Annotated in this window: 22 protein-coding genes and 1 riboswitch; of the genes, 8 read left to right on the top strand and 14 right to left on the bottom strand. The window is 57.9% G+C overall.

The genetic code is table 11. The annotated features are described in order from the left end of the window. Nucleotides 1–37: 37 nt before the first annotated feature. On the top strand, nt 38–889 hold the full coding sequence (locus WCS52_14660) for a hypothetical protein (GenBank protein ID MEI6168421.1): 852 nt from the start codon (nt 38–40) through the stop codon (nt 887–889). After that, the gene (locus tag WCS52_14655; protein MEI6168420.1) at nt 882–2,759 is read left to right on the top strand and encodes a beta-N-acetylhexosaminidase; all 1,878 of its coding nucleotides are present in this window, start codon (nt 882–884) and stop codon (nt 2,757–2,759) included. The genes WCS52_14660 and WCS52_14655 overlap by 8 nt, the downstream gene beginning before the upstream one ends. A gap of 6 nt (nt 2,760–2,765) precedes the next feature. Here the strand turns inward: WCS52_14655 and WCS52_14650 are convergent, their stop codons facing one another. After that, nucleotides 2,766–3,083 (bottom strand): helix-turn-helix domain-containing protein, encoded by a 318-nt coding sequence (locus tag WCS52_14650; protein ID MEI6168419.1) that lies wholly within the window; start codon nt 3,081–3,083, stop codon nt 2,766–2,768. Nucleotides 3,084–3,340: 257 nt separating this feature from the next. Next, a complete protein-coding gene (locus tag WCS52_14645) occupies nt 3,341–4,465 on the bottom strand; it encodes an HRDC domain-containing protein (protein MEI6168418.1) in 1,125 nt (374 codons plus the stop codon). 117 nt (nt 4,466–4,582) lie between these two features. Between WCS52_14645 and WCS52_14640 the strand changes: the two genes are divergently transcribed. The 3 genes from WCS52_14640 to WCS52_14630 all read left to right on the top strand — a co-directional run bounded on the left by WCS52_14640 (nt 4,583) and on the right by WCS52_14630 (nt 8,561). Next, nucleotides 4,583–5,554: a FecR family protein gene (locus tag WCS52_14640; protein MEI6168417.1), complete on the top strand. Its 972-nt coding sequence runs from the start codon at nt 4,583–4,585 to the stop codon at nt 5,552–5,554. A 57-nt stretch (nt 5,555–5,611) separates the two neighbouring features. Further along, nucleotides 5,612–6,436 (top strand): NYN domain-containing protein, encoded by an 825-nt coding sequence (locus WCS52_14635; GenBank protein ID MEI6168416.1) that lies wholly within the window; start codon nt 5,612–5,614, stop codon nt 6,434–6,436. Nucleotides 6,437–6,605: 169 nt separating this feature from the next. Beyond that, on the top strand, nt 6,606–8,561 hold the full coding sequence (locus WCS52_14630) for a DEAD/DEAH box helicase (protein MEI6168415.1): 1,956 nt from the start codon (nt 6,606–6,608) through the stop codon (nt 8,559–8,561). A gap of 86 nt (nt 8,562–8,647) precedes the next feature. On the opposite strand, the gene WCS52_14625 is transcribed toward WCS52_14630, so the two are convergent. From WCS52_14625 to WCS52_14600, 6 genes are all read right to left on the bottom strand, one after another. After that, the gene (locus WCS52_14625; GenBank protein ID MEI6168414.1) at nt 8,648–9,739 is read right to left on the bottom strand and encodes a hypothetical protein; all 1,092 of its coding nucleotides are present in this window, start codon (nt 9,737–9,739) and stop codon (nt 8,648–8,650) included. 85 nt (nt 9,740–9,824) lie between these two features. Continuing rightward, nucleotides 9,825–10,883, bottom strand: a complete 1,059-nt coding sequence (cobT, locus tag WCS52_14620) for a nicotinate-nucleotide--dimethylbenzimidazole phosphoribosyltransferase (protein MEI6168413.1) — start codon at nt 10,881–10,883, stop codon at nt 9,825–9,827. Between the two features lie 113 nt (nt 10,884–10,996). Further along, a riboswitch (cobalamin riboswitch) is annotated at nt 10,997–11,139 on the bottom strand. 60 nt (nt 11,140–11,199) lie between these two features. After that, a complete protein-coding gene (locus WCS52_14615; protein ID MEI6168412.1) occupies nt 11,200–12,510 on the bottom strand; it encodes a nucleotide sugar dehydrogenase in 1,311 nt (436 codons plus the stop codon). Between the two features lie 13 nt (nt 12,511–12,523). Next, nucleotides 12,524–13,486: an NAD-dependent epimerase/dehydratase family protein gene (locus WCS52_14610; protein ID MEI6168411.1), complete on the bottom strand. Its 963-nt coding sequence runs from the start codon at nt 13,484–13,486 to the stop codon at nt 12,524–12,526. A 16-nt stretch (nt 13,487–13,502) separates the two neighbouring features. After that, entirely contained in the window at nt 13,503–14,657 is a 1,155-nt protein-coding gene (gene wecB / locus WCS52_14605) for a UDP-N-acetylglucosamine 2-epimerase (non-hydrolyzing) (protein MEI6168410.1), read from the bottom strand. A 64-nt stretch (nt 14,658–14,721) separates the two neighbouring features. Continuing rightward, on the bottom strand, nt 14,722–15,129 hold the full coding sequence (locus WCS52_14600; protein MEI6168409.1) for a PilZ domain-containing protein: 408 nt from the start codon (nt 15,127–15,129) through the stop codon (nt 14,722–14,724). Between the two features lie 173 nt (nt 15,130–15,302). Here WCS52_14600 and rplU point away from each other — a divergent pair, with 173 nt between their 5' ends. From rplU to obgE, 3 genes are all read left to right on the top strand, one after another. Next, on the top strand, nt 15,303–15,617 hold the full coding sequence (rplU, locus tag WCS52_14595) for a 50S ribosomal protein L21 (protein ID MEI6168408.1): 315 nt from the start codon (nt 15,303–15,305) through the stop codon (nt 15,615–15,617). Nucleotides 15,618–15,633: 16 nt separating this feature from the next. After that, on the top strand, nt 15,634–15,885 hold the full coding sequence (gene rpmA / locus WCS52_14590) for a 50S ribosomal protein L27 (GenBank protein MEI6168407.1): 252 nt from the start codon (nt 15,634–15,636) through the stop codon (nt 15,883–15,885). 74 nt (nt 15,886–15,959) lie between these two features. After that, the gene (obgE, locus tag WCS52_14585; GenBank protein MEI6168406.1) at nt 15,960–16,973 is read left to right on the top strand and encodes a GTPase ObgE; all 1,014 of its coding nucleotides are present in this window, start codon (nt 15,960–15,962) and stop codon (nt 16,971–16,973) included. Nucleotides 16,974–16,988: 15 nt separating this feature from the next. Here obgE and epmA read toward each other — a convergent pair whose 3' ends face one another. The 6 genes from epmA to WCS52_14555 all read right to left on the bottom strand — a co-directional run bounded on the left by epmA (nt 16,989) and on the right by WCS52_14555 (nt 22,291). Beyond that, nucleotides 16,989–17,909 carry an EF-P lysine aminoacylase EpmA gene (gene epmA, locus WCS52_14580; GenBank protein ID MEI6168405.1) on the bottom strand — a complete coding sequence of 307 codons (921 nt, stop codon included), beginning with the start codon at nt 17,907–17,909 and terminating at the stop codon, nt 16,989–16,991. Between the two features lie 14 nt (nt 17,910–17,923). Next, nucleotides 17,924–18,493 carry an elongation factor P gene (efp, locus tag WCS52_14575; protein ID MEI6168404.1) on the bottom strand — a complete coding sequence of 190 codons (570 nt, stop codon included), beginning with the start codon at nt 18,491–18,493 and terminating at the stop codon, nt 17,924–17,926. Nucleotides 18,494–18,708: 215 nt separating this feature from the next. After that, a complete protein-coding gene (locus tag WCS52_14570) occupies nt 18,709–19,632 on the bottom strand; it encodes an ABC transporter ATP-binding protein (GenBank protein ID MEI6168403.1) in 924 nt (307 codons plus the stop codon). Beyond that, nucleotides 19,629–20,534: an ABC transporter permease subunit gene (locus WCS52_14565; GenBank protein ID MEI6168402.1), complete on the bottom strand. Its 906-nt coding sequence runs from the start codon at nt 20,532–20,534 to the stop codon at nt 19,629–19,631. The genes WCS52_14570 and WCS52_14565 overlap by 4 nt, the downstream gene beginning before the upstream one ends. A gap of 6 nt (nt 20,535–20,540) precedes the next feature. After that, entirely contained in the window at nt 20,541–21,299 is a 759-nt protein-coding gene (locus WCS52_14560) for a hypothetical protein (GenBank protein MEI6168401.1), read from the bottom strand. Next, nucleotides 21,296–22,291: a Fic family protein gene (locus WCS52_14555; GenBank protein MEI6168400.1), complete on the bottom strand. Its 996-nt coding sequence runs from the start codon at nt 22,289–22,291 to the stop codon at nt 21,296–21,298. The genes WCS52_14560 and WCS52_14555 overlap by 4 nt, the downstream gene beginning before the upstream one ends. Between the last annotated feature and the right edge of the window lie 61 nt (nt 22,292–22,352).

Raw genomic sequence — 22,352 nt, 5'->3', positions numbered from 1 at the left:
GGAGCAAAACCCTCCATTGAGGAAAGGGTCGTTTTGTATGAGAAAATACATTGTACCTAGTCTCCTGGTTATCTGCATGCTGCTGGTGGCCTTCTGGCTGGTGGCGGGGCGGCTCAGCGACAAGCCATTCAAGGCGTTTAACCTGACGGGGGCGGAATTTGCGGGGTTCACCCCGACGGTCGCGGGAATGACCTTGCGGGCCGTGCCGGTAGCGGTCCGGGATGAGGCTGAGCCCAATGTGGCGGCCTACCTCGCCGAATGTGAAGGTTCCCCCTTGGGGTTCGGATTTCGGCTGGTGCATGGGTACAACATGCCCATGTGCATGAAGATCAAGGGCTACCGCGTTGAGGAAGTTGCCAAGTTCCCGAGTTCTCAAGTTGCCAAGGAAATAGCCCCAAGCAACTCAACAACTCAACAACTCAACAACTTAGTCCCCCGGGGCTTGCCCATCCAGATCTGGCGGGTGATTTCGTCAACAGGTGATACCTCCATCTGGGTGACCACGATGATCCGGTCCGGTGATTTTGCGGTTACCCCGGTGGATGTCTGCTCCATGGCCTTTCCCCGCGTGGATATTCCGGATGATCCGAATTGGGTCCCCCAGGGATTCCAGTTGGCGGACCTCAAGCATCCGCTGCAGTCGGCCCGGTTGTATCTCCGGGCCAGATGGAACGCCTCCCGTACTGACCCGCTGACTTTTCTGCGTCTCCGCCAACCCGCCTGGGCCAATGAAGAACTCCTGACCTATGTGTCCCGGAGTCTCGCCCTGCCTGTCACGCCGGAGAATGAAGCGATGGTGGTCCGCCGCGTGGTGGCCAGTCATGCGGCGGTGTTAAAGGAGCTTCAACAGTGGCGCGGTGCGTCAACGAAAGGAACGACTCATGAGTAATGCCTATTATATCAACTTGAAGAAGGTCCCGGCTGAATTGAGGGAGGGCTTGAAGCGCGTCAGTCGTGTGGCCGCCCTGGATTTCGAGGATCAGCGTTTGCCGGAAATTACATTTTCGCCGGGAGCGGCCGGCGTCCGCGTCACGGGCGGCGCGCCCGTGATTAAAGTCGGGTATGGTGAGCGGAATGATGCCTTCCGGGCGCTCGGTCTGATCCGGGCCAGGTCCGGGAAGGCGACGGCCAGTCTGGATATTACGGAGACCCGGAAAATCCAAAAGACGTCGGTGATGGTGGACGTGTCGCGTAACGCGGTACTCAATGGTGCCGCGATGGAAGAGTGGCTGGTATTCATGGCGTTGGCAGGCCTCAATGGGTTCATGTTCTACACGGAGGACACGTTCAAGGTCCCCGGTGAGCCGTTGTTCGGTTATATGCGCGGCGCCTACAGCGAAAAGGAACTCAAGGGATTCGACCACATCGCCGACAGCCTCGGGATCGAGATGATCCCCTGTATCCAGACGCTGGCCCATCTTCAACGCATTCTCTGCTATGGCGCGTATTCCAAGATCAAGGACACGGAGTCGGTGATGCTGTGTGGTGAGGAGGAAACCTACCGGTTTATTGAGAAAATGATCAAGGCCGCGGTGGCGCCCTATAAATCCAAGCGGATTCATATCGGAATGGATGAAGCCTGGGATATCGGGCGCGGGGTTCACTTGAGCCGGAACGGGTATGAGCCGCCCTTCGAGATCATCAGCAAACACTTTAAAAAAGTGATGGAGATCTGCCGCAAGCTGGAGGTGAAGCCCATGATGTGGAGCGACATGTTCTTCCGGGTGCTGTCCAAGCGGCATGATTACTATGACACCTCGATCCAGGTGACCCCTGCGATCAAAAAAGCCATTCCCGTGGACGTCGATCAGGTCTATTGGGATTACTACCATTTCAAAGCTGACGACTATGATGCCATGATTGACAAGCATGTCGAGATGGGGCGGGTGCCGATTGTGGCCCCGGGCGCGCAGACCTGGAACCGGTTCTGGGCTGCCTATGAGTACGCCGAGAAAACCATGGCCGCCTGTTATGAGTCGTCCATCAAGAAGGGCGTTAAGGAGATCATTGTCACCCTATGGGGTGATGACGGCACCGAATGCGACTTCATTTCCAGCTGGCCGTTGCTCCAATACGCGGCGGATATGAGTTTTTCGGGCGACACGTCCCTGGCCACCACGCGTGAAAATATCAAGGGATCGCTCGGTGTGAATTATGATGACTGGCGGGCGGGCGAGCGGATTGACCGCCTGCCGTTCATGAAGAATTACGCGCCCGTTTCCAAGATGCTCCTGTGGGAAGATCCCCTGTATGGCTTGTTCCAGCCGCAATTGGAGGGGCGGAAGCTTAATGGGCATTTCGCCAATGTGGCGGCGGATTTGAAGCCCCGGCTCAGGAATAAGCGCAACGAGCGGCTCAGGCTCCCGTATCTGCTGGCGACGGTCTTGTCGCGCAAGGCGGATCTGCCCGGCCAGCTGCGTGCGGCCTACCTGAAGGGTGATAAGGCGGCGCTGAAGAAATATCTAAAGACGGAGATTCCTCAAATCATCAAGGATATCAAAACGCTGAACGACTATCATCGTGAGGTCTGGTACCGCAACAATAAGCCCTTTGGCTGGGAAATCCTCGAGCGACGTTATGGGGGATTGCTGGGCGTGTTTGAGAATCTCAAGCAGCGACTGGGGGCCTATCTGGACGGACAGGTTGACCGGCTTGAGGAACTTGATGAGAAGCGGGTCAAGATATGGGATAATACGGCCGCCCAGCTGCCGCAGTCTGGCGCCTTGCGGTTGCAGAGCAATGGCCACATCTACCATTGAGCCCGATTATTTCTTGCGTCGGGTCCGGTATGGGGCGGGGGCATCAGCGGCCTTCAGGGCCCCATACTGAGTCCTGCCATGCGATGATAAATTGGTGACGATCAAGTCGAGGCCCTTGGACGGGTCCAGCCCGAGCGCGAAGCAGAGATTGACGAAATCAATGATCTCAAGGCGGCGCTCCCCGTTCTCGGTTTTGGCCACCCAGGAATGTGAAACCCCCAGCCGGGCGGCAATCGTTCGCATGGGTAGGTTTCGGGCTGCGCGATTGGTTCGTAGCCAATTCCGCAGAGCATCCCGGGCTTCGCTTTGGAGTATCGTGTCCATGAATTGCCGGATAAGATACAGCATCTTGCACATATTATCCAAAATGGAAACATAGAGATACTGTTGTAAGTCTTTGCCCTGCAATAAAATAAGAAAATTAAGACACAAATGATTTGTTCCCATAACAGGAACATATTTTGAGAATCACAAATGGAGGGCGCCGCGCTGTCGGCGCCATGAGAAATAGGTTTTGACGAAGCAAAACCCTCCATTTCAGGAAATGAACGGAGATATCTGAAATGCTCGGTTGGTGTCGCTTAAGCCGGAAGCGTGGTCAGGAAATCCCCTAGCAGTTCCTTGCGCCAGCCGCGGAGAAGCCGGTTGCTTCCGGGCAAGGCATTGGGTCCGTCATGCAACAGCATCATGACATCATTCTTGGTACTGACCAATCGGGCATCCACCTGCCGGGCTTCAGCGTATTTGCGGATGCTCTCGACGGTTGCCGAGATCCGTTCCTTGCCGAGCTTGCGTTCGTCCGGGCCGGCCGCAGATGCGGGGCACTCCGATTCGGGTCGGGCTAATCCGCGGGACACCGCGGCCAGTAGGGCCTCACTGTACTGCTGTTCGGTGCGACGCCGGAGGTCACGGCATTTCTCGAAGTCGGCGGCAAGGACCGGGAGTACACAGGCAACGGATAACAGTTCGGCATCGTCCACCACATGCTGACGTGGCAGGTCGAGCCGTTTGGCTTCCTCCTCACGCCAGGCGGCCAGTTCCTGCAACACGGCCAGGCTGCGGGGGCTCAAGCGTCCCCCTCCCCGGATCCGGCGATAGGATTCCAGCGGACTCCGCTCTTCGGTCAAGGTGGGTTCATTGAGGAGGGTGAGCTCTTCGTTCAGCCAGGCTTCAACGCCTGCTTCACGTGCTTTTGCGCGGAGGAGGGCGGCGGCCCGGGGGAGATAGCGGACATCATCCGCGGCATAGTCCAATTGCTCGCCGGATAAGGGGCGGGCCATCCAGTCGGCCCGGGTATGCCCCTTGGGCAATTGGATGTCCAGAAGACTCACCAGTAAATTCTGGAGTGAGATCTCGCTGCTGAGCCCGGCAAACCCCGCCGTCATGCGGGTGTCGAAGATATTCCGGGGAATCGCGCCGGTGGCGCGCCGCAGAATCATCAGGTCTTGGGGGGCATCGTGCAGGATTTTTTCGACATGGGGGTTGCTGAGGATTTCCCCAAGCGGGGCCAGGTCCGGTAAAGCGACGGTATCAATGAGAAAGCAGGTGCCATCGTGAGTCCCGCATTGGATCAGTCCGAGCCGGGCATAAAACGTGCGTTCCCAGACAAACTCAGTGTCCACCGCTACGCAGGGGTCGCCCGCCAAACGGTCAACAAGTGCTTGCAGCGCGGAGGGGGTGTCAATCATCGTGTAGTCAGCATTCATCCATTAATGATATCAGGCTTTCGGGCTTATGACTTCTGAATTCTCACTTTTCGTCGCCCGCCATGGTGCTGGCATTTTTTGTTTACCTTCTCATGGCAGTCATTTATAATGCTTGCCATGAAAACACTAGGTATCACTCGATTATTGGCATTGGCGTTTCTTGTTTGCGTGATGGTCCAGGTTTCTTTTGCCGGGAATGAGAGGCCGGGCAACATCCGGGTGCTGGATGTCAGCGGTGATGTATCCTTCTCGCCGACCACTGGCGGCGCACCGCAGCCACTCGGCAAAGGGGTCTTTGTCCACCAGGGCCAGATCATCAAGACCGGTAAGGGGGCAAAGGCACTCCTGCTCATGTCAAACGGGACCCAGCTATCGGTCGATCAGAACACCACGTTTCACGTGGTCAAATTTCTCCAAACCCCGTTCGATTCAAGCAAGGTATCTTTCCGGGATTTGAAGGCTGAACCCTCCACGTCCCAGACAAGGATTTCTGTCACACAGGGGAGCATTATCGCGGATGTTGCGAAACTGGCGAAAGGATCCACCTTCAAAATCGGAACGCCAGCGGGAGACGCGTCGATTCACGGAACCCTCATCCAGGTGACCGTCAATACCACGGCCGGAGGATCAGTCAGTGTCACCATTAACCTGCCCCAAGGTCTGTCGGATTTTGCCGCGACCAATGGACAGCAGGTCACCCTGGCAAACGGACAAACCGTTACAGTCAGCGCGAATCCTGTAACCGGAACCCTGTTGATCAGCGGTGTCAGCCCCTTGAATGCCCAGACCATACAGCAGATTCAAGCTCTGACCGAGCAAGTAGCGGCACAAATCCCCGCCCAGCAAGCCTTTGAAGGCGTCAGTGGCACCGCCCCCGAACAGCTTGGGACAGGTGAGCCACAGCAAGGTCCCGACTCAGCCGGAGCCTTGGGTGGAGATCAAGGTGCCGGAGATGTCGGTACCGCACCTGGTGGCGGTTATAACAATCCCGCCGCGCCCTCCTCGGCTAGCGTGCCGCCCCCGGTTGCACAGCTCTACAAGCCACAGCAGCCGCAGCCACGCCGGGACCCTTTCCCTTCCGCGCCTTAAAGTTTGGGGCTTCCGGGTAGAGTGAGTAGCTAGTCCCTGGAGTTTAAGGAGAACCCTATGACACAGCTCGCCGAAACACGGAGTATGGCTCTTTTCTGTGACTTCGAAAATATCGCACTGGGCGTGCGTGACGCGAATTATCCGCCCTTTGATATCGGCAAGGTACTTGAGCGGCTCCTGCTCAAGGGGAATATTGTGGTCAAAAAAGCGTACTGTGATTGGAGCCGGTACAAGGAATTCAAGGCTCAGATGCATGAGGCCTCCTTTGAGCTGATTGAAATTCCGCATGTCCGCCAGTCGGGGAAAAATTCCGCTGACATCCGGCTGGTCGTGGATGCGCTCGACCTGTGCTACACCAAGAGCCATGTGGATACCTTTGTCATCATCAGCGGGGATTCCGACTTCTCCCCGCTGGTCAGCAAGTTGCGTGAAAATGACAAGACGGTAATCGGGGTGGGGGCGAAGAACTCAACCTCGGAGCTGCTGATTGCCAACTGCGATGAATTCATCTATTACGACGATCTGGTACGCCGCGCCCTGCCGCGTCCCCGGGTGGTTCGGAAGCCGGTACGGGCGGACGCCCCGGCGGCGAAGGCCACCGTTGCGGTCTCAAAGGAGACTAAAGACAAGAAGGAGGAGGCGTTTGACCTGCTAGTGGAAACCTATGAGGCCCTGCTGGAGGAACGCGGCGAAGGGGAGAAGATCTGGGGCTCCATGATCAAGCAGACCCTGCGTCGCCGCAAGCCCGGCTTCAGTGAGTCATACTTCGGGTTCCGCTCCTTCAATCAACTCCTGGACGAGGCCCGGGACCGGGGTATCTTTGACCTTGAGCGTGATGAAAAATCCGGCGGCTATGTGATCAAAAGTCTGCGCACCCCCTGAGGAACTCGGCTCAGCCGGAGGCTTCGCCCTACCTAATGAAGCCTTGAATTTCCAGGTAGGGCGAGGCGTCCCTGCCGAGCCGTCCTCGACGGGGCTTAATGCCTTCCCTGCATGACTTAATCCGATTCCTCTCGCTTGTTTGAATCAAAAAACGGTATCCTTTAAAAATATGGATACAAAGATTGAGACCGCACTAAAGCCTACCTTCGCAGCCCTCGGGCTATCTCCCGCCATTCTTAAAGCCGTTGAGGCGCTTGGATTTGAACAGCCCTCACCGATTCAGGCGGCCGCCATTCCTGTCCTCATGGCCGGAAATGACGTGGTCGGTCAGTCTCAGACCGGGTCGGGGAAAACCGCGGCCTTCGCCATTCCTGCCATTGAAAAGGTCGATGCCGCCAACCGCGCGGTTCAAGTGCTGATTCTCTGCCCCACCCGCGAACTGGCCACTCAGGTGGCCGAAGAGGTCCACAAGCTTTCCATTCACAAGCGCGGAGTGCATTCGGTGCCCATTTACGGCGGAGCCTCCTATGACCGCCAGTTGTTTGAATTGCGGAAAGGCGTTCAGATCGTTATCGGGACCCCCGGCCGGGTGCTGGATCACATCGAGCGCGGCACCCTGAAGCTGGATCAGGTGAGCATGGTCATCCTGGATGAGGCGGACCGGATGCTGGATATGGGCTTCCGCGATGACATCGGGAAAATCCTGGACTCCACCCCGTCCGAACGCCAGACCGTGTTCTTTTCCGCGACCATGTCGCCGCCCATTCGCGAACTCATCAAGCGGTATTCGCGGGATCCCAAGCCCATCCGGATGGAGCAGAAGACGGCCACGGTGTCCACGGTGGAACAATGGTATTACGAGGTCCAGCATGTCCATAAGGTGGCGGCGTTGCTGCGCCTGATTGACTTTCATGGGTTCCGCCTCGGCATCATCTTCTGCAATACCCAGCGTATGGTGGATGAACTGACCGACACGCTACTGGCCCAGGGCTTTTCTGCGGACCGGCTGCATGGCGGCATCCCGCAGGTCCAGCGCACGCGTGTGATGAATAAGTTCAAGAAGTGCGAGTTTGAATTCCTGGTGGCCACTGATGTGGCTGCCCGCGGGATCGATGTCGATGATCTGGAGGTCGTGGTCAATTACGATATCCCCTATGATGCCGAGGACTATGTGCACCGGATCGGTCGAACCGGGCGTGCCGGCAAGCGCGGTATGGCGCTGACCTTCGTCTCCGGCCGCGACATTTACAAGCTTCCCTTCATTGAGCGGTTTACCCGCACCCGCATTCTCCGCGGCAAGATGCCCACCATGGGTGAGGTTGAAGAAAAGCGCACCGATGTCCTGATTGAAAAGGTCCGCAATGTATTGCGCGAGAATGCGTTTGCCGTGCAAATGCCGCTGGTGGACCGTTTGCTCGAGGAGGGCTTCTCCTCTACCGATATCGCCGCCGCCTTATTTGTCATGGCGACGGGGGGAGGGGGCGACAGTGACGCCGCGCCCGCCAGCAAGACGGCACCGGCTGAAGTCAAGCCTGCCCCGCGGCCGACGATGACTCCTCCGGTCGTGGCTCCGGTAAGTCCTCGTCCGGTGTTGGCGAAACCCATTCCCGAGATCACCAGTGTGCCCAAAGTGTTACCCAAGGCGGCCCCCAGGGCGGCGCCTGTCGCCATCCCCAGGATTCCGCCGGTGGTGACGCCCAAGGGCGCGCCGGTCGTGGCGGCCAAGAAGCTGCCGAGGCCGGACTCCAAGCCCATGCGCGAACGGCGTGCGGAAGCCGCCCAGGCGGTCGCCAGTCAGGAAGAGGCTATTCCGGTTTTGCGCCTGGCGCCGCGGGGAAGCCAGTGGGTCAGGTTGAGTGTGGGTTGGAGCGATAAAATCAACCCCAGGGCGATCGTCAACCTGCTTGAGGCCAAGCTGGGCGTACCGGCCCCGCGGGTGGGGATGATCGAACTGACCCAGACGCAGTCGTTTGCCCAGGTTGGAAAAGAACATCTGGCGCCTCTTGAAAACGGCCCGTTGACCGTGGATTCCGAATTCGGCGAACTCTCCCTTTCGCTGCTTCCCGAGAAGCACACGTCGGATGTCAAAGGAAAGCCGCGCAAGTCAGTTGACAGTGAGCAGTAAGCAGTAAGCAGTAAGCAGTAAACAGTAGGCAGTAAGCAGTAAACAGTGGGCAGTGGGCAGTAACCAGTCGGCAGTGGGTAGAGTATTTACTGCTTACTGCCTGCTGCCCACTGCTTACTGATTTCCCTGGCCGCAATTTCATTTCCGCGGGCATTCCAGTGGCGGTCGGTTTTCAGATAACAGGCCTGCCAGCCTTCTGGCGTGGCCCGGATGGCCGGCATCAGGTCCAGATAGTGCATTCCGAGTGTCTTGCATAGCGTCTGCATTTTTGCGGGAAGGGGCGCCGGCCCCTGTTTCTCCGTGCGTTGAATGTCGGTGTCACAGGGAATGGTCAGGACCAGAACAGGAAGGGTGGGCGCGGCCATCCGGAATTCCTGGAGCACTTTTTCCAGGCGATCCCATTGGGCGGGCGTAAAGTCGAAATACCCTGCATAGTTGGCCGGAAGCGTTGCCTGTTGGTGTCGTGAGAGGCTCTTGAAATGCTTGATCACATTGCCGGTATAGGTGAGATTCAGCAGGATTTGTTCCAGGAGTTTTGAGCCGGGCGAGGGAAGCGTCGGATGGGTCACGATCAATTTGTAATCGGGTTTGGTGCCTGTGAAAAAGGGGCGGATCCGGTCCGCATGCATGACCCGGCCATACTCATAATCGTCATCCAGGAAGTCATTGTCGGGCAGGATGGCGATGATCAGGGCCTCATGCTCGAATGATTTAGCCAGGTGATTGTACAGCATCAGGTACTGGGTGGGGCCAAACGAGCCCGAAGTGCCGAAGTTCAGATATTCAAGGCCGGTCGACGCTTCGAGCCGGTCACTCATCCGGTTCTCTGTGGCAACCCCCCAGCCCTCGACAAAGGAATCGCCCAGGACGATGACGCGCTTTTTGCCGTATGCCTTCAGGTCCCGTTCCTTATCCCGCATCCCCTGGCCGTTCGCGTGATAGGTCAGTTTATAATCCGGGGACACGTGAGTGAAGGACGCGTACGGGTCATGCCAGACCCCGAAGAAGGGATTGCTGTCGGCCCAGAAACGGGAGCCGATATTGCCCAGGCAGTAGGAGGGTTTGGCGATTTTCAGGCGTCCGGTAGCGCAAAGCCAACCCAGGCCGACCTCAAGCAGAACAAAGGTGAGGATCAGGCTGATGGCTAGGCGGAGCAGATGTTTCCAGAGACATTTCATGGGTGCAGGGTAGCGTTTTGCTTGGCTGCCTGGCAAATCCAATAAACAGACAGAACGGACGAAACAGATGGGCAGAGGAGGGGGCTTACCCCTCCTTTCCGCTGACATGGGCGGAACTGAAGGTGGCCATTTCGGTCATCATTTTGAGGGCCGCCTGAATAATGGTCATGGCGAGCGCGCCGCCGGTCCCTTCGCCGAGCCGCATGTTGAGGTCCAGAATGGGTTTGATGCCGATGGCATTCATCACCACCCGGTGTCCGGCCTCTTCCGACAAATGGCTGAAGAAAACATAGTCGGCGGCGGCCGGGTTGAGTTTGATGGCTGCCAGTGCTCCTGCGGTGGAGATAAAGCCGTCCACCACCACAGGCACCCGATGGGCGGCGCCCCCCAGTACCAGACCGGCAATCCCAGCGATCTCAAAGCCTCCGAGTGCGGCCAGGGTGGACAAAGGATCGGCCAGGGAGGCCTGGTTAACGGCAATCGATTTTTCGATCACACTGATCTTGTGCTTAAGCTGGGCGTCATTCACGCCGGTTCCGCGCCCGGTAATGTCGGCTGGCTGCAGGCCCAGATAGGCGGCAAACAGGGCGGTCGCAGGCGTGGTATTGGCAATACCCATTTCCCCGGTCCCCAGCAGGCTGATGCCATCGCGGGCGGCCTGCGCCGCCAGGGCAATGCCCGTTTCCAGGGCCTCAACGGTTTGGGCTTGTGTCATGGCCGGGCCGACGGCCATATTGGCGGTGCCGCGTGCCACCTTGCGTTTGAGCAGGTTCGGATCATCCGCAAAATCGGCGTCGACGCCCATATCCACCACCTTCAGTTCAGCGCCGACGTGCCGGGTAAAGACATTGACCGCTGCACCGCCTGCCAGCATGTTGAAGACCATCTGCGGGGTGACGGCTTTAGGGAACGCCGAGACGCCCTCATCCGCCACGCCGTGATCGCCGGCAAAGCAGTAAACCCGGCATTTCCCGGGACGGGGTTTCACGGTGGCGGTGGCCAGGGCGTAACGCATGGCAATGTCTTCCAGGCGGCCCAGACTGCCTTGAGGTTTGGTCAGATCGTCCAGATGGGCTTGTATCGCCGGGGCAATGGAACGGTTGACGGGGTGAATGGACGCGAGCGTTTGTTTCAGGGTAGTCATCAGTTTTCTCCTTTATGTGAGTGCAAAAAAAACAGGGTTCCGACAGGTCCGTCTTGCGACGGGCCTGTCGGAACCCTTTTCCATCAGATTCCAAGCGGGTTGTGATGCGGCAGGTCTTCTGGCTTTCGGATCATAGCCGGTTTTTCAACCTTCCCGAACTGATACGTATTACCGCTCAGCCCAGTGGTGGGTTTCCCCTGAAAAACCAACTTCTCGATTACAGCGACGGGATCGCCACGGATTCGCACCGTGTTCCGGGATGCCTCATCAACTATTCAAATATCGGGGCGCAAATTAGTTCGTAGAAACGGGCGTGTCAAGCCTTGATGACGTTCTTGGCCGGTTCGGGGTACGCGTTGCGGGTATCCACAATCAGCCTGGCATTCTTTTTGATCATCTTGTAGTCGAAAGACGAATGGTTGGTCGCCAGCAGGATGCAGTCATAGGACGCAATGCTTTTGGGCGTCAGCGCGACGCTTTTCAGATCGAACTTATGTTCCCGCATTTTCGGGAAGGAGGGGAAGTGGGGGTCTGAATAGGCGACTTTAGCACCGCGTTTCCGCAGGAGTTCCATCAGGATGCAGGACGGAGACTCACGGGGGTCATCGACATCCTTTTTATACGCGAGCCCCAGCACCAGGACTTTACTGCTCTTGACCGATTGGCTGCGGTCATTCAAGGCGTCGCTCAGTTTGCCGATCACCCATTCCGGCATGCCGCTGTTGACCTCGCCGGCCAGTTCGATGAAGCGGGTGTGGACTCCGTATTCACGGGCCTTCCAGGTGAGGTAGAACGGGTCGATGGGAATACAGTGCCCGCCGAGTCCGGGGCCGGGCTGGTAAGGGACGAACCCGAAGGGTTTGGTCGCGGCGGCCTTGATCACCTCGTGAATGTCGATGCCCATGCGGTCGGCGACAATCTTCATCTCATTGACCAACCCGATATTGACCGAGCGGTGGATGTTTTCCAGAAGCTTGGTCATTTCGGCCACACGTGTGGAGCTTACCGGGACGACCTGGTCGATAATGGAGCTGTAAAGGGCGACGCCCACGTCGCGGCAGGCCGGAGTAATGCCGCCGCATACCTTCGGAATAGTGCGCGTATTGAATTTCTGGTTACCGGGATCTTCACGTTCGGGGGAGAAGGTGAGGAAATAGTTCTTGCCGACGGTGAAGCCGCGCGCCTGGATGCGGGGGAGCAACTCCTCATCGGTGGTGCCCGGATAGGTGGTGCTTTCGAGGGACATGAGCTGGCCCGCCCGGATGTTGGGGATCAGCGATTCCACGGTTCCGATCACATAGCTCATATCCGGCTCCCGGTGTTCGTCAAGGGGGGTCGGGACGCAGATGATCAGGGCGTCGGCCTCGCTGGCTTCAGCGAAATTCGCGGTGGCCCGGAAGCCCGCCTTGCGTGACCGGTGGATGGCGTCGGCGGGGATATGTTCAATGTAGCTCTTGCCGGCATTGAGCTTGCTGATTTTGCTCTCGTCGATGTCGATTCCGAGGACCTTGAATCCTTCTTCCGCGAAGCGAATCACCAGCGGCAGGCCGACATAGCCCAGTCCAACAATGCCAATCACAGCGGATTTGTTGTTGAGCTTCTCGATCAGGGTCTCTTTATTATTCATGGGTTTTCCTTTTTTATGAAATCGAATGATACTGCCGGTACCAGGTGACAAACTTCGGCAGGCCCTGCGCCAGCGACGTGGTTGGGCGGAAGCCCAGCTTGGCTTCCGCCAGCGTGATGTCGGCATAGGTCGCCGGAACATCGCCCGGCTGCATCGGTAGCAAGTCTATGAGGGGTTTCACCCCGAGGGTGGCCGCCAGGGTGCCAATCATATCCATCAGTTTTTCGGGGTGGTGATTGCCCAGGTTGAGCACTTCGCAGGGCGCCAGGCCCGGGGTGAAGAGGGCTGCCTTCACGCCGGCCACAATGTCGTCGATAAAGGTGAAATCCCGCTGCATATGGCCGTGATTGAAGACCGGGATGGACTTGCCCGCGAGCATGGCCTGGGTGAAGCTCCAGTAGGCCATATCCGGGCGACCCCAGGGGCCATAGACGGTGAAGAACCGAAGGCCGACCGTTTGTAGCCCGTAAAGATGGGTGTAGGTGTGGGCCATGAGTTCGTTGGCTTTTTTGGTGGCAGCATAGAGGCTGACCGGGCAATCCACGGGATCGCTCTCGCTGAAGGGGAGCTTGGTGTTTCCGCCGTAGACGCTTGAACTGGAGGCGTAGACCAGGCGTGGCGTTCTGGCGTGACGGCAGGCTTCCAGGATATTGAGAAACCCTTCGAGGTTTGATTTCTGGTAGGCGGAAGGATTGGTCAGTGAATACCGGACACCTGCTTGAGCGGCGAGATTACAAACGGCATCAAAGTGGTGTTCTTTGAACAGGTGTGTCAGCAGGGCGGAATCACATAAATCGCCCTCGATCCCGGTGTAATTGTAATAGGAGGTTAAGCGGGCGTGCCGGTCGCGCTTGAGTTGGACCGGGTAGTAATCGTTGAAATTATCGAGTCCGACAACGGTGTGTCCTTCCTCCAGAAGGCTATGCGCCAGATGCATCCCGATAAAGCCTGCTGTGCCTGTGACAAATATTTTCATAATCCAGTATGACTGTTTACTTTAATTCCTTAAAACAGGCAACCATCCGTTCGGCGGTATGGCCGTCCCAGAGCGGGGGACGGTGCAACGTTCTGGGCAGGGCGGCGGCCAACCTGAACTCGGCGCGGATTCGCTCGACATCGTTCCCGACCAGGATGCTGACGCCGCCCTGCTCGCGCAGCGTCATCGGGCGCTCGGTGTTCCAGCGGAGCGTCAGGCAGGGAGTCCCCAGAATACAGCACTCCTCCTGCAGTCCGCCGCTATCGGTCAGCATGACCTTGGCCCCCATGGTCAGACGCAGCATTTCGTGATAGCCCAGGGGCTGGGTGAGAATCAGGCCGGGGGCATTCTGCAGCCGTTTCCACAGGCCGGACGATTCCAGTTTATTTCGGGTGCGGGGGTGGACGGGCCAGATCAGGGGCAATACCGGCGCCACCTCGTCGATCAGAAAGTTCACCAGGGGGGCGAGGATGTCCAGGTCATCCACATTGGAGGGGCGATGCAACGTGATGACGCAGAACCGGTTGTCCTTGAGCGGCGGGAGGGGGTGACTGGCGCCGGGAAGGGCAAACGCGGTGCACAGGCTCGTCAGGTCCAGGGCGGCCGCCGTGGCGCGTTGCGCTTCAAGCGTATCAATCATGATGTTGCCCACCCGCTTGATCCGGGACGGGGGCACGCCCTCCTTCAGCAGGTTGGCATCGGCGATGGCGTCGGTCGTGAAGAGGAGGTCCGAGAGGCGGTCAGTCACCAGCCGGTTGATTTCCTCCGGCATGTCCGGATCAAAGGAGCGCAGGCCCGACTCAATGTGGGCGAGGGGAATATGTTCCTTCTTGGCGGTGATGGAGCAAGCGCAGGTCGCATTGACATCGCCTATCACGACGATCCAGTCCGGCTTGCGCTCCTGAACGACCTTTTCGAAGGCGATCATGGTTTTCCCTACCTGCTCGGCATGGGTGCCGGAGCCGATGCCAAGGTCCACATCCGGGGCCGGAATGGCCAACTCCTGGAAGAACGATTTTGACATGGCCGCATCATAATGTTGGCCGGTATGGATCAGGGTGTGGGTAAAGTCGTCCGGGAAGCGTGAGAGCTCCCGTATAAAGGGGGCAATTTTCATGAAATTGGGACGGGCCCCGACCACCGACATAATGTTGATTTTAGAATGGCTCATAAGTTGCCCGTAATATGTCCAATATGCCGGAAAAAGTCGAGTATCGGGTTACGGGGGGTGGGGGTCAAAAGAACCCGCGTCCGCCGGGTCTGGCGGAGGTGTTCGCGCGGGTACGGGCCTTGGCTTGAATGAGGGACTGCATTTGTGCCCAATGCAAAAGTTTTTGGATCAGAACAGGATCCGGGTCCAGAAAGGTGGTATTCACGGAAAATTTCCCGGGCTGGGAAGGTTTTCTGCGTGAGCTGACAATCCGGCTTTTGAGACTCACCCCAACGTTTTCCGCAAAAGGCGGGCGATCCCAGTTCAGGGAAATCAGGGTGCCGACGGGGAAGTCTTCGCCGGAAATGAGGCCCAATCCGCCAAAGGACGCGTCAATGAGGGTGACGGGAACTGGGGGAGCCTCTGCATTCTCAAGGAGCAGTGAGGAGGGGAGGTTCAGCTGGAAGCGGCGGAATTTTCGTTTGTCGTCCATGAAGGAAAGTAACATAGTACCCCGGTTTTTGGCCACAAAGGAAACGGGCCGGAACGGGTTATGTAAAAATGGAAAAGAAGCATTGACATTTAGAGGTCCGAAACCTAGCATAACCGACCTTTTGTTAGCAGAGAGCCGGGAATCGGCCTCGAGCCGTGGATAAGGATGGATATATGGAAGCCTATGCAGTAGTTGGAACAGGCGGGAAACAGTATCTGGTTAAGGCCGGTGACACCCTTAAGGTTGAACTTCTCGAAGGAGAAGCGGGTAGCACGGTGACTTTGGATTCAGTGCTGGCGCTCTCTGATGGTAAAACCCTTACAGTGGGGACCCCTTTTGTGAAGGGCGCCAAGGTAAGTGCCCAGATCGTGGAGCGCGTGAAAGCGCCTAAAGTCGTGGCGTTCAAGAAAAAACGCCGCAAAGGATATAAGCGGAAAGTCGGTCATCGTCAGCAGTTGACCGTGTTGCGCGTGGCCAGTATTGGCTGAAAGAGGAGTTTGAGTTATGTCGAAAGCAGGCGGCAGTAGAGCAAATGGACGGGACAGTCGCGGGCAACGCCTTGGCGTTAAGGCCTACGATGGCGAAACAATTAAAGCCGGTGGCATCATTGTGCGCCAGCGCGGAACCAAGGTCAAAGCAGGACTGAATGTCAAGCTGGGCCGGGATGACACGCTGTTCTCATTGGTTGCCGGTAAGGTCAAGTTTGTGAGAGAGGGTCGTTCGGTTTCGGTCATTGCGACCGAGGCCACGGCGTAAGCGTGGAATTTTAGATAATCCGCTTCATGCAGGCCGCGTCCCCTGGGGCGCGGCTTTTGTTTTTGGGAGTCACCATGAAAACACGAAAATTTATTGATTCAATGGTGATCCTTGCCTCCGCCGGGTCCGGCGGCAATGGGTGCCTCGCCTTTCGTCGCGAAAAATATATCGCCAAAGGCGGCCCCGATGGCGGGGATGGCGGGCGCGGCGGGCACGTGATCCTCAAAGCCGAACCCAATACCGACAGCCTGATCTCCTTGTTTTTTAATCCGGAGCAGCGTGCGGAAAAGGGCCAGCATGGCATGGGTAAGCGCATGCATGGGCGTAACGGGGAGGACCTGGTGGTCCTGGTGCCCTGTGGGACCGAGGTCCGCGATGCGTCGTCCGGTCAGTTATTGTGTGACCTGGTCGAACCGGGGGCGGAGATGATCATCGCCAAGGGAGGCAAGGGGGGGCTGGGGAATCCGCATTGGCAGACCTCCACCCATCAGACGCCCTATGAGCACACCGATGGCGAGCCCGGCGAAGAGAAGAAGATCCAGTTGGATGTCAAGCTCCTGGCCGACGTTGGGCTGGTCGGGTTCCCCAATGCGGGCAAATCCTCCATCCTGAGCCGCATCAGCAATGCCCATCCGAAAATCGGGCCCTATACCTTTACGACCATCAACCCGATCATCGGGACCGTAATGATGGGCGAAGATTTCGAGACCACGTCATACCGGGTCGCGGATATTCCCGGGATTATCAAAAATGCCCATCAGGGCGTCGGCCTGGGTATCGAGTTCCTGCGACACATTGAGCGCGCCACCTGTCTGGCGATCGTGGTCGATATGTCGGGCAGCGAAGGCCGTGATCCTGTAGAGGACTACAAGGTCGTGTGCAACGAATTAAAGATGTATAACGAAGAGCTCCTGACCCGTTCCACGCTGGTGGTGGCGAATAAGATGGATTTACCGGATTCGGCTGAGAACCTGAAGGTCTTTCGCCGGAAAACCAAAACCAAGCCGCTCCCCGTGTCGACCGAGACCGGTGAAGGGTTGGACCTGCTTAAAGCCCGCCTTTTCCAGATGATCCATCACGTGGCATAGGAAGACGGAGGACGTCTAACCTCTTACATTCTCGCGGAAGGCGATGACCTCGTCCAACGAGGTGGCCCCCAAGAGGACCATGACCAACCGGTCGATCCCCATCGCAATCCCGCCAGCAGGCGGCATCCCCAGCTCCAAGGCGGCCAGAAAGGCCTCGTCCAAGGGGTAAGCCGGGGCCCCCATGGCGGCCCGGTCCTTGGCGCATTGCTCGAACCGGCGACGCTGTTCGGCCGGGTCCGTCAATTCGCTGAAGGCATTGGTGATTTCAACACCGTTGATATACAGCTCGAATCGTTCTGCCACGGACTCATGGCCGGGTTTGCGCCGGGAAAGCGCCGCAGCGGCGGCGGGGTAGTCCATGACAAAGGCCGGGGTATCCCGGGGCAAGGCCGGTTCGATCATGGCCACAAGATCGTGTTCAAATCGTTCAGCATCATAGGCGGTGACCGGGTTCCACCCTGCATGTTTGATGTAAAGCTCCTCTACGGTAAAGCGCGGCCAGGGGGGCGCGGGAAGCCGGCCGGGACAGACGGAACGGCTGACCTGCGTTAACAGGCTTTCGGTATCGTGAAGAATGTCCAGATAATCGGCGTTGGCCCGGTACCATTCCAGCATGGTGTATTCCGGATGGTGCAGCCGGCCCCACTCCCCTTTGCGGAAACAGGGTCCGATCTGGAAGAGTGTGTCATACCCGGCTGCCAGGAGCCGCTTCATGTGCAATTCCGGCGAGGTGCGGAGGAATCCTGCGCCGGACGGCTCGGCATCAATATGCAGTTCCAGCGCGGGAACCGGAATGCGGACCGGCGTGTCTACTTCGGTGAAGCCCGCCGCTTCAAACCATTTGCGGATCGCCGACAGCACCCGGCTGCGAAAAATCAAGGCCGGTTGCAGGGACTGCAGCCGGCCTTGATCATGATAAGAAGACGGGGATGCCATGATCCCGCGATTCCTTATTTCTTCAACACGCGGTCGGCGTACTCGCCGGTGCGGGTGTCGATTTTGATGATGTCGCCCTGGTTGACGAACAGCGGAACCTGGATTTCAAAACCGCCATTGATTTTGGCCGGCTTCAGGACATTGGTCGCCGTGTTGCCGCGGGCACCGGGATCGGTGTCGATGATCTCTTTTTCAATGAAGGTCGGCAGCGTGACGTCCACGGCGCGGCCGTTGTGGTACAGGACGCGGACTTCGCAGTCGTCGTAGAGGAAAAACCGGTTGTTCCCCAGCACGTCGGCCGTGAGCGTGAACTGCTCGTAGTTCTCGTCCATGAAAATGTAGTGATCGGTTTCGTTATGGGAGTAACGCATGGTGCGCTCTTCCAGATCGGGCTTCTTCAGGACATCGTTCGAGCGGAAGGCGCGGACGAAGGTGCCGCCGTCGATGAGGCTCTTGAGCCGGCAGGTGTAAATGGCGGCGCCTTTGCCAGGTTTCACGAAGTTGAATTCGGAAATCAAATAAGGCACGCCATCCAGTTCGACGCGCAACCCTTTACGAAAATCAGACGCTGTATAATCCGCCATAAAACCAATCCCTTCGTTTCTCTTCACTGTTCAGAAATAGGCCGCATAAAATAGGCGTCCCCCTCTACTCTGTCAAATGTAAAGTCTGCGGGATGAGCCGGAGAGGAGTCAGGGTTCGGGGTTCAGGGGCAGGGCAGAACGGGCGAACCCCTCCCTTTTGATGAGATGGAGGGCGCTGCCCCTGTCAGCGCCTGAGTTGAAGAAGAACCTGTATGTTACAAAGTTTTATGCATGCGCAGGTATTCGGTTTCGAGGTCGGAACCACGTTTGATTTCCAGAATGCCGCACCCGGACGCAAGGAGTAAGGGGATGACCTTGGCATTGAGTGATTCCGGCGAGTAATCCTGGGGGAAAAGAGCCGTGAGTTCTTGGCCCTCATTCGACCGCTGCCATTCCACCCCGGGGGCAAGTTGGGATAAGGCGTCACTGGACGGCCCCGGCTGAGTCAGGAGATAGGTGATGCGATGCCAGCTTTGAATGATGGCGGCCAGGGAGTCCTGCCGGATGAGTCGCCCTTTTTCAATGAACGCCACCGTGTCACAGACGGCCTCAAGATCCGCCAGATGGTGGGAGCTGACGACAATGGCCTGCTTCCCGCGTCGTTCGCGGATCAGGGTCCTGACCCTGGCGGCCTCAAGCGGGTCCAGGCCGTTAAGCGGTTCGTCGAGAAGCACGAGTTCCGGTTGCCCGAGAAAGGCCTGCGCAATGGCGAGGCGCCGGATCATGCCGTGGGAAAGGGTTCTAACCGGCGATTGCCGGCGATCGGCCAGGTGTACCCACTCCAGCAGGGTATTAATGGAGGTTTCCAGCTCCAGCCCGCCTGAACCCTGGAGACGGCCGTAGTAGCGGAGGAGTTCGGCGACCCGGGCGTGGGGCGGGAAGCGGGAGTCCTGCGGCAGGAGGGTCACCCGTCCGGCGTGGCGCTCCGCGTTGAAGGGACCATCACCCAGGAGATTAATGGTGCCGGAATCAGACTGAAGCAGCCCGGTGGCCAACGCCATGGCCGTGGTCTTCCCCGCTCCATTACTCCCAACCATCCCGAAGATCGAACCCCGGGGGACGCAGAGATCCAGGCCATCCAAAGCCCGGTTGCGGCCATACTGCTTAACCACCTTGTGAAACTCCAGGGCGGTGGTCATAGGTCCCTCTTTGAAAAGCGGGCATAACCGGCCAGCAGGTAAACGAAGCAGAGGGTGAGGAGGAAAACGGTGGCGGGGATGGAGTGGGCGCTATCGCCCCACCACAGGTCCAGCCGGTGGGCACCGGGGGTCAGGGCGTTCACAAGATCCCAGAGGCGCCGCCATCCCTCACCGGCAAATGCATCGGAGACACCGCTCAGGATGGCCATGACGATGAGGGCCAGAAAACCCGTGGCCAGCGCGAGGTTGGGCCCTGCGCAGAGTTGGGAAATACCCAGCGCGAGTCCCAGAAAGGCCAGTGAATAGAGCCAGGCCTTGCCCGCAAAGAGGAGCATGGCCAGCGCCGTGGCCAGCGGTTCAAAGGCCGTCATGCGGCAGAGGCCGGTCAACCAGGCGCCCAGGGCGCTGAGCAGCAATGCCAGGGCCAGTTGGATGGCCTGGCCGGCGAATTTCCCGAAACACCAGTGCAGCCGGGGAATCCGGAAGAGGACAAATCGTGCCGAACCACTCCAGATCTCTTCCGAAATACGGCTCGATGACGTTAACATCACGAGAGCAGGAGTGAAGGCAAACGAAAGCCAGCCGTAGAACAGGGCCAGCGGCGGGATGTCCAGCAGACTCCTCGCCAGCGCCTTGTCGCCAATCAGGGCGGTCATCATCTGCCGGAACGAATCCGATTTCCAGAGCGTGGCTGTGACACTACCGGTTTTGGCGGAAGTGGCCAGGCCCAGGGTGGTGGTCAACTGTCCCTCCAACTTTTGGAGCACGGTGATGAAGATGGCGGTCGCGACGATGGAGCCCGCCAGGTAGAGCAGGCCCATGACGATCACCCGTCGGCTGCGGACCGAATCCACAAGTTCGTGCCAGGCCACATGGCCGATCGTATGCAGGGGCGTTGTCATGGGGCGTCAAGGGCTGTCCGGGAGTTCATCGCCACCCATTAAGGAGTTGGCGTGCGTGAACAGGCCTTCCGCTTCCACGAGCGGAAGCGCGACCTCGGGGTTGATAAAATCAAGGACTTGGAATTTCGGTCCGGCCTTCTGGCGCCAATCCGCCGGCTGCGTGCGGTCGAGATCTTTATAGGCCCAGACGAGTGTGGAACTCAAGTCGTTGAACATCAGGATGCTTTTCTCCGGGGTGAGGGTCTTCTCCTTTTTAATCTGATCCACCCAGGTGCGGATACTGTTACTTAACCTCAAATTCATGGCGGCCATGCTCACGGCAAAGTCCATGGCCTGGGCCTCGTTGGTGGTGACATTGGAGATATAACTGTTTTGAGCGAGGTCGGCGCGGACTTTCCAGAGCGCCGCGGCCGTCTGCAATTGGGTCTGCATGGCGTGGGCGTTGGTGGCGGATCCGGCCGGGAACGTGGCGACAGAAGACGGGGGAGGGCTTCCGGCCGGGGAAAGGGCGGGGGCGTTAGCAGGAGGCGTGGCGGGGCGGACAGGATGCGTGTGTTTGCTTCGGGCGGGCTCCGGCTTGACCTCCGGCAGATTGAGCATGGAGGTAATGCCATTCAAGCTGGAGGGCTGGCCTCCCTTTTGGGCAAGCTGCACTTTCAGGCAGTCAATTTCGCTGGTGGCTTTTCGCAGGTCGGCCTTGATGGACCAGCTTCCCAGCATCAAGCCCCCCAGTAATGCGATCAAAATGTAAGCGGCTGTTTTCATAGGGTTTTATTACCTTGCGGTCGTGTTGCCTCGCGCTTTCGTGCGTCTTCCACCAGCGATGCGGTTTGTTGCCATTCATTTTTGATGAAAGTGATAAAACGGCCGATGGCCGGATGCCGGGGAAGGAGTTGTGACCCGCGTTTAATGCTCCCAACCGCATTTTGATATTCCCAGAGCAGGTCAATGTAGTCGCTCCGTTTTTCACGGGTAATCACGATGGGGGGGAAACCGCCCCGAAGAACGGGCAGGTTGGAGATGAGTCTTGCCATCCTCCCGTTACCGTCAAAAAAAGGATGGATCCTGACAAAGCCCATGTGCGCTCGGGCATACAGGGTGACGGCTTCAGCTGGCTTCACGGCCTTATCCAGGCGGCTGTTAAAATCATGCAGCCAACGCTCCATCAAATGAGGAACATCCGCGGGGGGGGCATATTCCATGTAAACGCTTTTCCCCTCAATCACACCGGTTGTGCCGTTGAAATCTTGCTTCCAGCCGCCGACGGGATTAAGGATATCCATCGCTGACTTATCCATGATCGCCTGATGCAAGTCGAAGAGATCCTTTTCGGTTATCTTAGGTTGACGGAGTAGCCGGTAAATCAGCTCAATAGCCCGGGCATGCCCATAGACCTCCTGATGCTCCCTGAGCGATTTCCCGTTTATGGTCAGGCCCAGTTCCAGTACCTTGACGGTTTCGCCAAGGGTGAGTGTATTACCCTCGATAGCCGTCGAATCGTGGGTCCAGACGGCCGCAATCTGCTTGAGCAGGGCGCTTTGAATATCCGGAGAAAGGCCCTCAAAAAACAACCGCTTTCCCCTCCGGCCAGGACGACGTGTTTTGACGAAAGAAAAGACGGCATTGTGCGAAATCGTGAGTCCATATTTCTGGTTAAGCTGCTCGGCCACCTGACGGTAACTCAAGCCTTGATCGCGAAGAGCGATCACCTCTTCATCGTGAGCCTTAAGTTTTGACTGATATGGCTTTCCCGGCATTGTAACCTCTTAAGCATTGATGCGTGCAGAGTGTAACGACAATTATTGTAAATATCAAAAT

The organism is bacterium (assembly GCA_037128595.1).
Taxonomy (GTDB): domain Bacteria; phylum Verrucomicrobiota; class Kiritimatiellia; order CAIKKV01; family CAITUY01; genus JAABPW01.
Note: the sequence above shows the minus strand (reverse complement) of the source record. Positions and strands in the feature narration are given on the sequence as shown.